The sequence below is a fragment of the Lacinutrix sp. MedPE-SW genome, from assembly GCF_001874145.1.
Lineage (GTDB): Bacteria > Bacteroidota > Bacteroidia > Flavobacteriales > Flavobacteriaceae > Lacinutrix.
The window spans coordinates 46,848-59,252 of record NZ_MPCX01000010.1 but is presented as its reverse complement, the minus strand read 5'-3'; the positions used below and the strand labels follow the sequence as shown (position 1 = coordinate 59,252).

General features: G+C 30.6%; 12 protein-coding genes. 6 read left to right on the top strand and 6 right to left on the bottom strand.

The genetic code is table 11. From position 1 onward, the window contains the following. Position 1 precedes the first annotated feature (1 nt). Positions 2–676 (bottom strand): tRNA (guanosine(46)-N7)-methyltransferase TrmB, encoded by a 675-nt coding sequence (gene trmB, locus BM549_RS10325; RefSeq protein ID WP_290470194.1) that lies wholly within the window; start codon positions 674–676, stop codon positions 2–4. 73 nt (positions 677–749) lie between these two features. Between trmB and BM549_RS10320 the strand changes: the two genes are divergently transcribed. Continuing rightward, entirely contained in the window at positions 750–1,799 is a 1,050-nt protein-coding gene (locus tag BM549_RS10320) for a glycosyltransferase (RefSeq protein ID WP_290470193.1), read from the top strand. On the opposite strand, the gene BM549_RS10315 is transcribed toward BM549_RS10320, so the two are convergent. Further along, complete coding sequence (locus BM549_RS10315) at positions 1,773–2,819, bottom strand: ATP-binding protein (RefSeq protein ID WP_290470192.1); 1,047 nt, start codon at positions 2,817–2,819, stop codon at positions 1,773–1,775. The two genes, BM549_RS10320 and BM549_RS10315, sit on opposite strands and share 27 nt — an antisense overlap. Then, on the bottom strand, positions 2,819–3,502 hold the full coding sequence (locus BM549_RS10310) for a response regulator transcription factor (protein ID WP_290470191.1): 684 nt from the start codon (positions 3,500–3,502) through the stop codon (positions 2,819–2,821). The genes BM549_RS10315 and BM549_RS10310 overlap by 1 nt, the downstream gene beginning before the upstream one ends. A 261-nt stretch (positions 3,503–3,763) precedes the next feature. On the opposite strand from BM549_RS10310, the gene BM549_RS10305 reads away from it, so the two are divergent. From BM549_RS10305 to BM549_RS10290, 4 genes are all read left to right on the top strand, one after another. Beyond that, on the top strand, positions 3,764–5,566 hold the full coding sequence (locus BM549_RS10305) for a T9SS type A sorting domain-containing protein (RefSeq protein ID WP_290470190.1): 1,803 nt from the start codon (positions 3,764–3,766) through the stop codon (positions 5,564–5,566). Positions 5,567–5,659: 93 nt separating this feature from the next. Beyond that, positions 5,660–6,454: a T9SS type A sorting domain-containing protein gene (locus BM549_RS10300; RefSeq protein WP_290470189.1), complete on the top strand. Its 795-nt coding sequence runs from the start codon at positions 5,660–5,662 to the stop codon at positions 6,452–6,454. Between the two features lie 87 nt (positions 6,455–6,541). Next, entirely contained in the window at positions 6,542–7,522 is a 981-nt protein-coding gene (locus BM549_RS10295) for an acyl transferase (RefSeq protein WP_290470188.1), read from the top strand. 59 nt (positions 7,523–7,581) lie between these two features. Beyond that, positions 7,582–8,025: a YHS domain-containing (seleno)protein gene (locus BM549_RS10290; protein ID WP_290470187.1), complete on the top strand. Its 444-nt coding sequence runs from the start codon at positions 7,582–7,584 to the stop codon at positions 8,023–8,025. 170 nt (positions 8,026–8,195) lie between these two features. On the opposite strand, the gene tyrS is transcribed toward BM549_RS10290, so the two are convergent. Next, complete coding sequence (gene tyrS, locus BM549_RS10285) at positions 8,196–9,506, bottom strand: tyrosine--tRNA ligase (protein WP_290470186.1); 1,311 nt, start codon at positions 9,504–9,506, stop codon at positions 8,196–8,198. A gap of 88 nt (positions 9,507–9,594) precedes the next feature. On the opposite strand from tyrS, the gene BM549_RS10280 reads away from it, so the two are divergent. After that, on the top strand, positions 9,595–10,599 hold the full coding sequence (locus BM549_RS10280) for an NAD-dependent epimerase/dehydratase family protein (protein WP_290470185.1): 1,005 nt from the start codon (positions 9,595–9,597) through the stop codon (positions 10,597–10,599). Positions 10,600–10,602: 3 nt separating this feature from the next. On the opposite strand, the gene BM549_RS10275 is transcribed toward BM549_RS10280, so the two are convergent. After that, a complete protein-coding gene (locus BM549_RS10275) occupies positions 10,603–11,055 on the bottom strand; it encodes a DUF4296 domain-containing protein (protein WP_290470184.1) in 453 nt (150 codons plus the stop codon). Between the two features lies 1 nt (position 11,056). Further along, a complete protein-coding gene (locus BM549_RS10270; RefSeq protein ID WP_290470183.1) occupies positions 11,057–12,403 on the bottom strand; it encodes a dihydroorotase in 1,347 nt (448 codons plus the stop codon). Positions 12,404–12,405 lie beyond the last annotated feature (2 nt).

Sequence of the window (12,405 nt, the reverse complement as noted above, 5' to 3'; positions counted from 1 at the left end):
ATTACTTGATTTTGAATCTAATATAAGTAATTGCTTTGTCTTGTTCTAGATAAATACTTTCGTAATGTGTTTGAATGCTTGTAACCTCTTCTGGACTTCCTTCTTGTTTATATACGTTATGGTTTGCATAAAGCACCTCGTGACCTTCTCCATGCAATAAACCTAAAGTATAACCGTGCATGAATTCACTATCGGTTTTTAAATTCATTACACCGTCTGGTTTTAATATTTTTTTATAGCGTTTTAAAAATTCAGAATTTGTCATTCTATGTTTTGTACGCTTATATTTTATTTGAGGATCTGGGAAAGTAATCCAAATTTCATCTACTTCATTTTCTGCAAAAGCTTTATCTACCAATTCAATTTGGGTTCGTAAAAATGCAACATTGGGTAAGTTTTCTTCTATAGCTGTTTTTGCTCCACGCCAAAAACGCGCACCTTTTATATCGATTCCTATAAAATTTTTATTAGGATATTTTTTAGCAAGATTTACAGAGTATTCTCCTTTACCACAACCTAATTCTAGCACTAATGGATTTGAGTTTTTAAAATAGTCTTTATTCCAGTTGCCTTTCATGTTATAGACTGCATCTACTAAATCTTCGCGTTTAGGTTGAAATACATTTGCAAACGTTTCGTTTTCGTTAAATCGCTTTAGTTTATTTTTACTTCCCACTTTGTAAATTTAAATTTTTGGTAAAATTACGGAAATATACGTGACTAGTAATATGATTATCTTTGATATTTATATGAAGAAAAAAATTTTAATCGCTCCACTGAATTGGGGAATTGGCCATGCCACAAGATGTATTCCAATAATTAATTGGCTAATTGATTATAATTTTGAACCTATTATTGCTAGCGATGGTGATGCTTTACATTTATTAAAAAAAGAATTTCCCGAACTTAAACATGAAACTTTACCTAGTTACGATATAGAATATACAAAAAAAGGAGCAAACCTTAAGTGGAAATTACTTGCACAAACACCAAAAGTTATTAAAGCAAAAAAAGCAGAAAAAAAGGCCACAGCGACATTAGTTGAAAAACATAAGCTTTCTGGTATAATTTCTGACAACAGATTTGGAGTTAGACATAATAGTATACCGTCGGTTTTTATTACACACCAACTTAATGTTCTTAGTGGTAATACTTCGCAACTAAGTTCTAAGCTTCATCAAAGTTTAATGACAAAGTTTAATGCAATTTGGGTACCCGATTTTAAAAACGAACCTAGTTTGAGCGGTAAACTTGGTCACACCAATGAAATAGATAGTTTTAAAATAACTTATCTAGGACCATTAAGTAGATTAAGTAAAGCTGAATGTGAGATTAAATACGATATTATGGTTTTAATTTCTGGACCAGAACCTCAACGTTCTCTACTCATTGAAAAATTATTTAAAGAATTAAAACATTATAATGGGAATATAATTTTTATAAAAGGTATTATTGAACCTGAGCAAACTTGCGAAACATTTGGCCAGTTTACTGTATATAATTTTATGACTTCTAAAGCTTTAGAAAAAACTATAAATAGCAGTAATTTAATAATTTGCAGATCTGGTTACACCACTGTAATGGACCTAACTAAGTTAGGTAAAAAAGCGTTTTTTATACCTACACCAGGCCAATTTGAACAAGAATATTTAGCTAATTATTTTGAAACTCTTAAGCTGGCTCCCACTTGTTCTCAAGAAGAATTTACTGTAGATAAATTAAAGTCAATTGATAATTATTCTGGATTAAATATGGTTTACAATAATCCAAATTTAGATTGTTTGTTCAGCCTTTTCTAAGGTAAAGGAAAACTCACTACCAACATCTAATTCACTTTCAATGTATATTTTCTCATCGTGACCTTCTATAATATGTTTTACTATAGATAACCCTAACCCTGATCCGCCTTCTTTTCTAGAACCACTTTTATCTACTCGATAAAATCTTTCAAATAATCTTGGTATATGTTCGCTATCTATACCTTCGCCGTTATCTGTTACACGAACAATTACTTTGTTTTTAATTAAATTTTCTATACTTACTTCTGTTGTTCCTTTCTTTCTACCATATTTAATAGAGTTTACTATTAAATTTGTAAGTACTTGTTGAATTTTTTCGCGGTCTGCATGTACTAGAATTTCATTTTCATAAACCCTATCGAACATTAAAGTAATGTTCTTTTTTGCTGCTTTCATTTCAAATAAATCAAAAACACTTTCTACTAATGCAATTATATCAAACGTTTCGTAATCTAACCTAATATCTCCAACTTCTAATTTGGTAATCATATCTAAATCTCTAACTATATAAATTAAGCGCTCTACGCCTTTATTAGCTCGATCTAGATATTTATCTCTTATTTTTTTATCTTTTGCTGCGCCATCTATTAAAGTTTCTAAATAACCTTGTACTGTAAATAAAGGTGTTTTTAGTTCATGAGAAACATTACCAAGAAATTCTTTTCTATACTCTTCTCTTACATTAAGTGTTTCAATCTCTATTTTTTTATCTTTTGCATACCTGTCTATTTCTTCTTTTAGCGTAGACATGTCTGTAGTAATTCCTTTTTTTCTAAAAGTAGCAGACTCTAATAAGGTTAAATCGTCATAAATTTGTTTAACACGTTTATATATAAAGTTTTGTGCTCTATATTGTATTACAATGAAAGATGTTACAAAGCATAAGATTATAAAAACAATTAATGGTATTGGGTTTAGCGAATAAAATATATATAAAAAAACACTCACTACGAGTGTTAAAACTATTGTTAGTAACAATGATGTTTTAAAGGCAAATTTATATGTTTTTCGTAATTGCATTATTCAATAAACTTATAACCTACACCTTTTATTGTTTTTATAGACTTGTCTCCAATTTTATCTCTAATTTTTCTAATATGTACATCTATTGTACGACCACCAACAACAACTTCATTACCCCAAATACGCTCTAAAATATTTTCTCTTTTAAACACTTTTCCTGGCTTTGAAGCTAATAATGATAATAATTCAAACTCTTTTTTAGGCAGTAAAATTTCTTTGCCTTCTAAAATAATTTTATACTCTTCTTTATTAATGGTTAGTTTTCCAACTTTAACAATTGTTGCGTTGCCGTCTTCTGCTTTTAAGCGGCGTAATAATGCTTTTACCTTACTTAATAGTAATTTTGGTTTAATAGGTTTTGTAATGTAATCATCTGCTCCTGCATCAAAACCTGCCACTTGAGAATAGTCTTCTCCTCTTGCTGTTAAAAAAGTAATTATTGTGTTTTTTAAATCTGGTGCTTTTCTAATTTGTTCGCAAGCTTCAATACCGTCCATTTCTGGCATCATTACGTCTAAAATAATTAAATGAGGCTTTTCTTTTTTTGCTTTTTTAACACCTTCAACGCCGTTAGAGGCAGTACTAACTTTATATCCTTCTTGAGATAAATTATAGCCTACAATTTCTAAAATATCTGGCTCATCATCTACCAATAAAATTTTTATGTCTTGGTTATTCATTATAATATAATTCCTTAATAGTTAGCGTAAAGATAAAATTATTACATCAATTTTCTATATTTAAATAATTAATAACATTATGGTAACACCATTTCTAACAAAACTCATGCAAGCCATTAACAATCAAAATATTATAAAAACCCACTACTAATTAAGGCTTTTAATGTTACTATATCGTTAAAAATAACTTCTACAATAATTTACTTATAAAGTAGCTTTAATTTATTTGTATATTTGAGTTCTAATTTTATATAAAATATTATGAAAAAAATTTACTTTTTATTTTTAACGATTTTATTAACTACCGCTTCTTACGGTCAAATTTTAGCTGAGAATTTTGATTACGGTACAGTTACTGGTGATTTAACTACCGCTAGTAATGGTGCTTGGGTACAACACTCTGGAAGCGCTTCTCCTGTTGTTTATGAAACTACAAGTTTATCTATGTCTGGATATCCTTCATCTGGAATTGGTGGTTCTGCATCTTTATTAGGTACTTCTCAAGATGTTAATAGAAGTTTTCCAGATATTACCTCTGGTGTTGCATATGGTAGTGCTTTAGTTAACTTAAGCGCTGTAGGTTCTGGTAATTATTTTTTACACTTTAATTCTTCTGGATTTACAGCAAGAGTTGGTGCTCAAGACGATGGCAATGGAAATGTATTATTTGGCATTGGGACTAGTTCAAGTTCTTTAACATACGGTACAACACCATATAATTTAAACACTACTTATCTATTAGTTTTCTCTTATGACATTGCTAGTGGAGTATCTAATTTACATGTTCTTTCTGCAGTAACACCTAATGAACCAGCTACTCCTGAAGCTACAAATACAGGAAACACTGGAGTAACTGTAAATGCAATTTCTTTTCGTCAGTCATCTAATATTCCTCAAGTAAATATTGATGGTGTTCGTGTTGCTGATAATTGGAACGAAATCATGAATAATTCTACAAACCCATCGGTTGCTATTATCTCTCCTGCTAGTGGTACTACTTTTGATCCTGGAACAACTAATGTTGATGTTGTTTTTACAACTGCAAATACTACTGATGAAATTGTAAATATTACTGTTAATGGTACTACAACTCAAAACGTAACAAGCCCTTTTGCTGTTACTACTGTAGATGGTGGCATGTATGATGTAACTGTAGATTTAGTTAATCAAGGTGGTACTGTAGATTCTCAAATGACTTCATTTAGTGTTAGCGCATTAACAGTTGTTGCAGATATTGCAGCTCTTCGTGCAGATGTTGAAGCTAACGGAACAGATGGTGTATACCAATTACAAAGTGTACCAACTGTAACGTATACAAGAACTTCAAGAAACCAAAAATATATACAAGATGCATCTGCCGGAATATTAATTGATGATGTTCCTGGAAATATTACAACTACATTTGCTATTGGTGATGGTATGAGTGGACTTACTGGTGGTGTTTCATTTTTTAACGGTGTTTTACAATTTAACCCAAATACAGATGCCACAGTAGTAGCAAGTACTCCTGTAACTCCAGAAGTTGTTACAATTGCTACTTTATTAACAAACTTTGCAGATTACCAGTCTGAATTAGTAAGAATAAACGATGTAACGTTTACTGAAACAGGTACTTTTGCTGCTTCTACAAACTATACAATAAATGACGCTTCTAATGTAATGCCATCGTCTATGGTTTTTAGAACTAGTTTTGCTGAAGCCGATTATATAGGACAACCAATTCCTGTTACAGAAGGCGATATAGTTGTTTTAGTTGCAGAATTTGGTGGTGCCCCACAAGTTACTGCTCGTGATTTAGATGATGTTACTTTAAGTACAGATTCTTTTGAACAAGAAGCAAATTTCTCAATATACCCAAACCCAACAAGTACAGGTATTGTAAATATTAAAACCACTTCAAATGGTGAAGCCACTGTTGCTGTTTTCGATATTTTAGGAAAACAAGTTATTACACAAACATTAACAAACAACACGTTAAACGTATCTAGTTTAAAAACAGGTGTTTACTTAGTAAAAATCTCTCAAAACGGAGCGACTACTACTAAAAAGCTAGTTATAGAATAAAACCAATATTAAGTTATTGTTAAATAGGCTGGTGTTTTTTACTAGCCTATTTTTTTTAGCTATTTTTATCACTTAAATTTAAAACAACACAATATGAAAAAATTTTACTTTTTATTTTTATTACTAATTACACTTAGTTTAAGTGCACAAACTACAACCACTATCAATTTCGATACGGCTGCTAATTGGACAACACTTGGTTCTGGTTATAGTTCTCAAGTTTACAATGAAGGTCTATTTTCTTTTACATCAAATAGTACTTTAAGAGAAACTTCTGGAACTCAAAATGGTTCGGACAGGACATATTTAAACTCAACTTATGCTGTTAGATTAAGAAATAACGCAACGTCTAGTTTAACTTTTAACATTGCTTCAGGTGGTGTAACAACTTTTAGTGTTCAAGTAAGAAGATGGGATGCTAGTCCATCTCCAGATTTTTCTTTAGAATATTCTGTTGATGGAACAAATTGGACTAATGTAGCTACTATTAACAATGCTACATTATCAGATTCTTCTGATTATAGTTTATTTTCAGGCACTATAAATGACAATAGTGACAATATACAAATTAGATTTATTTCTAATGGTTCGACTGAAAGAATAATGGTTGATGAATTTATTTGGACTGACGCTTCAACACTTTCAACTGAAAACTTTGAAAATACAGAATTTTCTGTTTATCCAAATCCAGCATCTAACGGTTTTGTAAACATTACAACAGCATCTAACGAAGCTATTAACGTAAGTGTTTTTGATGTTTTAGGTAAAAAAGTGTTATCTCAAACAATAAACAACCGTTTAAATGTATCTTCTCTTAAAAGTGGAGTTTATATTTTAAACTTAAACCAAAATGGAGCGACTACTACTAAAAAATTAGTAATTAAGTAATCTCTATACTTATACATTTTTAAAAGAGCGTTGCCAATGGTAACGCTCTTTTTGTTTATTTTTGCTGTTTATTTTTGCCTTTGTAAAATGATAGACCAAAACCACATTTTTAATATTAAAACCAAAGACCAATTTAATGCATTGGCTTTGTCTGTTTTTAAATTTCAGTTTGAAAATAATTTGGTTTATCGTTCGTTTTGCGATTTACTTTACAAGCACCCAAGTGATGTTAAACAAGTAGAAGACATTCCTTTTTTACCCATTCAGTTTTTTAAATCGCACCAAGTATTAAGCAGTACAAATCCTGTTGAGAAAACGTTTACTAGTAGCGGTACAACTGGTAGCTTAACAAGTAAACATCTGGTTACAGATTTAACGGTCTACGAAAACAGTTTTAAAACAGCTTTTAAGCACTTTTACGGCAATATTGAAGACTATGTGGTGTTAGCTTTGCTTCCTAGTTATTTAGAGCGTGAAGGCTCATCGCTAATTTATATGGCAGATAGCTTAATTAAAGATTCTAAGTTTAACGAAAGTGGTTTTTATTTAGATAATCTTTCAGCTTTAAGTACTGTTTTAAAAAAGCTTGATGCAGCAGGTAAAAAAGTATTGCTATTAGGCGTATCATTCGCACTTTTAGATCTTGTAGAGTTTGAAACTTTCAATTTAAAAAACACCATTATAATGGAAACTGGTGGTATGAAAGGCAGACGTAAAGAGCTTATTCGTCAAGATTTACATAATATTTTAAAAGCTGGTTTTGGAGTTAAGCAAATACATAGCGAATATGGTATGACAGAGCTTTTAAGCCAAGCTTACTCTAAAGGTCACGGCGTATTTAACTCTCCGCCATGGATGCAAATTTACACACGCGATACAGAAGATGCACTTACCATATTAAAAACAGGTAAAACTGGTGGCATTAATATAATAGACTTAGCAAATATTAACTCCTGCGCTTTTATTGCAACTCAAGATTTAGGTAAAGTAAAACAAGATGGTTCATTTGAAGTTATTGGACGTTTTGACACTAGTGATATTAGAGGTTGTAACTTAATGGTATTATAAATTAAATTTTTTTAAAACCCTTACTGTAAATTTTACGTATCTATTGCGACAAAGAAAATATGAAAGTTATAGTATATATTTTTCTATTTGGAATTATTGCAGTGCAAGCACAAACAGATTATAATACCAAAAAAGGTTTTGTAGCCGAAGGTTATGATGTGGTGTCTTATTTTAATAATAAGGCAGAAAAAGGAAACAAAAATTACACTGCAACTTTTGATGGTGCTAAGTATAAATTTAGCACTAAAGCACATTTAGAAAAATTTAACACTAACCCTGAACAATATATCCCACAGTATGGCGGTTATTGTGCGTATGCAATAGCAGAAAAAGGAAAGAAAGTGTCTATAAATCCTGAAACGTTTGAAGTACGTGATGGAAAACTTTATTTATTCTACAATTCTTGGGGAAATAACACATTAGATTCTTGGTTAGAAAATGATGTGAAAGGTTTGATAAAAAAAGCCGACCAAAGTTGGAGATTAATTAGTCAAAAAGATTAATTAAGTGTTATGTGAAAGAAAAATTAGTTTTAGTTGGTTAACTAATTTTTAGAAGTCCGATTGCAACTTTGCTTTCGGGCTTCTTCTTTTTAAGAATTTTAGATTAAAAAAACCTCATTACTACTATTAAGTAATGAGGTTTTTATTTTATAAAACGTAGCTTTAAATATTTAAACTACTTTAATTATATAAGTATTTTTCTTTCCTTTATTTAATACTACATATTTACCATTTATTAAATCTTTATTGGTAATTAAATAGTCTTCTTTTACTTTTTCTTTATTTACAGAAACCGCGTTTTCTTTTAGTGCACGTCTAGCTTCACCATTACTGTTTAAAAAATTGGTTTTAGCAGCAAGTGCAGCAATCATGTCTATTCCGTTTTCTAAATCTGCTTTAGGCAGTTCGGCTTGAGGCACACCTTCAAAAACATCCAGAAATAATTTTTCGTCTAATGTTCTTATATCTTCATTAAACGTTTTGCTAAATAATATACCTGATGCTTTTTCAGCGTTTAAAAAATCTGCTTCGCTATGTACAAAAGTTGTTACTTCTTTTGCTAAGCGTTTTTGTAATAAACGTAAATGTGGTGTTTCTTTATGTTCTGTAACTAAACTTTCAATAGTTTCTTTATCTAGAAAAGTAAAAATTTTAATATACTTTTCGGCATCTTCATCTGTTGTATTTAACCAGAATTGGTAAAATTTGTAAACCGAAGTTTTATCTGCATCTAACCATACATTTCCACCTTCACTTTTACCAAATTTAGAACCATCTGCTTTTGTTATTAATGGACATGTCATGGCATAGGCTTTAGCCGTTTCATCACCAACATTCATTCGTCTTACAAGCTCTGTTCCTGTTGTTATATTTCCCCATTGGTCGCTTCCTCCCATTTGAAGTTTACAACCCATTTCTTTATGTAAATGGTAAAAATCATATCCTTGAATTAACTGGTAAGTAAACTCTGTAAAACTCATACCAACGCTTCCTTCTTCGCCAGACAAACGTTTTTTAACAGAGTCTTTAGCCATCATGTAATTTACTGTTAAACGTTTTCCAACGTCACGAGCAAAATCTATAAAGCTAAAGTTTTTCATCCAGTCGTAATTATTAACTAAAACTGGTGCGTTTTTTTGTGTAGAGTTAAAGTCTAAAAAGCGAGATAACACGCTTTTTATACCAGCAACATTATGTGCTAAAGTTTTCTCATCTAACAAATTACGCTCGTCACTTTTTCCAGAAGGATCTCCAATCATACCAGTTGCTCCACCAACTAGAGCTATAGGTTTGTGTCCTGCTTTTTCTAAATGCACCAATAAAATTATTGGCACTAAACTACCAATATGTAAAGAGTCGCTAGTGGGATCGAAACCAATATAAGCTGTGGTCATTTCTTTACTTAATTGGTCTTCGGTTCCAGGCATGATATCATGTACCATTCCTCTCCAACGTAATTCTTCTACAAATTTATTCGCCATTTTTATTGCTTTGTTAATTTACAGTAGCAAAGATATAAATCAATGCAGAAATACGGTACAATAATGAATATTTATTACCTTCGAATTTATGATTTTAGTTACTGGAGGAACTGGTTTAGTAGGCGCACATTTAATTTTTAAATTAATAAGTGAGAAAAAAAAGGTGCGAGCTATCTATCGTGATGAGAAAAAATTTACAACTGTAAAGCGTATTTTTTCATATTACACTAACAATACAGAATCTTTATTTAATGCTATAGAATGGTGTAAAGCCGATTTGAATAATATTCCTGCATTAAATGATGCTTTTAGCAATGTAACATTAGTTTACCATTGCGCTGCTTTTGTTTCTTTTGAGCCAGACAAATTTCATTTGTTAAAGAAAACAAATATTGAAGGTACCGCAAATATTGTGAATTTATGTTTAGCTCATAATATTAAAAAATTGTGTTATGTAAGTTCTATTGCAGCAATTGGCGCTACAAACAATAATAAAAAAATTACCGAAAACACAGAGTGGCAAACCGAAAAAGACAATAGCGTTTACGCGATTACAAAGTATGGTGCTGAAATGGAAGTATGGCGTGGCACTCAAGAAGGCTTAGATGCTGTAATTGTTAATCCTGGAATTATTATTGGTCCAGGAATTTGGAAATATGGTAGCGGAAATCTTTTTACTAAAATAAATAATGGGCTTCCATTTTACTCAAAAGGAATAACAGGTTATGTAAGCGTTAAAGATGTTGTAAACGCCATGATGCTTTTAATGCATTCGCCTATAAAAAACGAACGTTTTATTTTAGTTGCCAAAAATTTATCTTTTAAGACATTTACTAAAACTGTGGCTAAATACTTAAATGTAAAACCTCCTAAAAAAGAAGTTAAAAAATGGCAGTTGCAATTATTCTGGAGATTTGACTGGCTTAAGCATAAACTTACTGGAAAAAGAAGGGTTTTAAGTAAGCATAACGCAGTATCTGCATTATCAATAGATAATTATAGTAATGATAAAATTAAGAAAGCTTTAGGTTTCAATTTTGAAAACATAGAAGAGTCTATTAAAGAAACGGCATCATATTTTAAAAAGAATTAAATACTATTTTAATAAACTTGCTTTTCCTTTTAGCTTATAAACTGAATCTGTTTTTATAGCTTTAATTTTTTTTAAAGAATCTTGTTTAGCCTTTTCTTTTTTCTCTTTTACTTCAATTGTTTTATATTTTTCTCTTAAAGCTTCTAAGCTATCTTTAACTTGAACATAAATATTATTATATTCTTTAATATCATATGCATAATAATTATTACTCTGGCTAAAACGTACACTATCTATATTATGTTTTTTAAATATATGTACATTTGGAGTGATACCGTTTTCTTCAATTTTCTTTTTATTAATACCTTTTGCCGAAGACATGATTGCCATATCTACCAAAATAGCAACCATTTCCTTCTCGGTTAGTAAATTGTCTGGCTTACTAGGTTTATCTACTTTATAACATGAGGTTAAAAGTAAAAACACTAGAGATATTGTAAAAAGTTTAAGTTTCATATTACCTGTTAAATGTTAATTGCTTTGCGTACTTAGTATCGTAAAACTTAAAGTTTTTATAAGCTAAACCTCCATTTATAAATGTGTGTGAAATGCGTGATTTAAAAGTTGTTCCTTCAAAAGGAGACCAACCACATTTATATAGAATATTATCTTTTTTAACCGTCCAAGGATTATTTAAATCTACAATTACTAAATCTGCGTAATAGCCTTCTTTTATATATCCTCTTTTTTCTACTTGAAATAATATTGCCGGATTATGGCACATTTTTTCTACAATTTTTTCAATAGAAATTTGTCCGCGATGGTGCATTTCTAACAGTGCTGGTAAGGCGTGTTGCACTAATGGTCCTCCACTTGGTGCTTTTGTATAAACGTTCTTTTTTTCTTCTAAAGTATGTGGTGCATGATCTGTTGCGATAACATCTATTCTATTATCAAGTAAAGCTTTTAAAAGTTCGGTTTTATCGTTTTGGGTTTTTACAGCTGGATTCCATTTAATTAGCGTTCCTTTTTCATCGTAATCTTTATCACTAAACCAAAGGTGATGTATACAAACTTCTGCCGTAATTTTTTTATCTTTTAAAGGTGTTTTGTTATCAAAAAGCGCCGTTTCTTTTGCTGTAGATAAGTGAAAAACGTGTAATCGTGCTCCTGTTTTTTTAGCTAACTCTATAGCTTTAGAAGAAGATAAATAACAAGCGTCTTCACTTCTAATAATTGGATGTAAGTTTACAGGTATATCGTCTCCGTAACGCGCTTTATAGATTTCTGTATTTTTTTTAATTGTTGCTTCGTCTTCACAATGTACAGAAATTAATAAATCTGTACTTGAAAATATTTTTTCTATGACTTCTGGATTGTCAACTAGCATATTTCCTGTTGAAGATCCTAAAAACAATTTTAAACCTGCAACTTGTTTTGGGTCTACTTTTAAAATTTCGTCTAAATTATCATTTGTACCACCAAACATAAACGAATAGTTTGCGTATGATGTTTCTTTAGCTATATTAAACTTATCGTTTAATTTTTCTATTGTAGTTGTTTGCGGGTTAGTATTTGGCATTTCTATAAACGATGTAATACCACCAGCAATTGCTGCACGAGATTCGGTTTCTATATTTGCTTTATGTGTTAAACCTGGCTCACGAAAATGTACTTGATCGTCTATTGCTCCTGGAATAACATATTTACCTTCAGCATCAAAAACATTTACATCTGCAGATTTTGCACTAATTGAGCTTGCTATTTTAGTAATAATCTCACCTTCAATTAAAATATCGCCTTCAAAAATATTGTCTTCGTTAACAATTTTAGCATTTTTAATTAATGTAATTCTCTCGTTCATGA

Coding starts and splice junctions, on each gene's coding strand:
- BM549_RS10320 (WP_290470193.1), top strand. CDS start 750: ATGAAGAAAAAAATTTTAATCGCTCCACTGAATTGGGGAATTGGCCAT.
- BM549_RS10315 (WP_290470192.1), bottom strand. CDS start 2,819: ATGCAATTACGAAAAACATATAAATTTGCCTTTAAAACATCATTGTTA.
- BM549_RS10310 (WP_290470191.1), bottom strand. CDS start 3,502: ATGAATAACCAAGACATAAAAATTTTATTGGTAGATGATGAGCCAGAT.
- BM549_RS10305 (WP_290470190.1), top strand. CDS start 3,764: ATGAAAAAAATTTACTTTTTATTTTTAACGATTTTATTAACTACCGCT.
- BM549_RS10300 (WP_290470189.1), top strand. CDS start 5,660: ATGAAAAAATTTTACTTTTTATTTTTATTACTAATTACACTTAGTTTA.
- BM549_RS10295 (WP_290470188.1), top strand. CDS start 6,542: ATGATAGACCAAAACCACATTTTTAATATTAAAACCAAAGACCAATTT.
- BM549_RS10290 (WP_290470187.1), top strand. CDS start 7,582: ATGAAAGTTATAGTATATATTTTTCTATTTGGAATTATTGCAGTGCAA.
- tyrS (WP_290470186.1), bottom strand. CDS start 9,506: ATGGCGAATAAATTTGTAGAAGAATTACGTTGGAGAGGAATGGTACAT.
- BM549_RS10280 (WP_290470185.1), top strand. CDS start 9,595: ATGATTTTAGTTACTGGAGGAACTGGTTTAGTAGGCGCACATTTAATT.
- BM549_RS10275 (WP_290470184.1), bottom strand. CDS start 11,055: ATGAAACTTAAACTTTTTACAATATCTCTAGTGTTTTTACTTTTAACC.
- BM549_RS10270 (WP_290470183.1), bottom strand. CDS start 12,403: ATGAACGAGAGAATTACATTAATTAAAAATGCTAAAATTGTTAACGAA.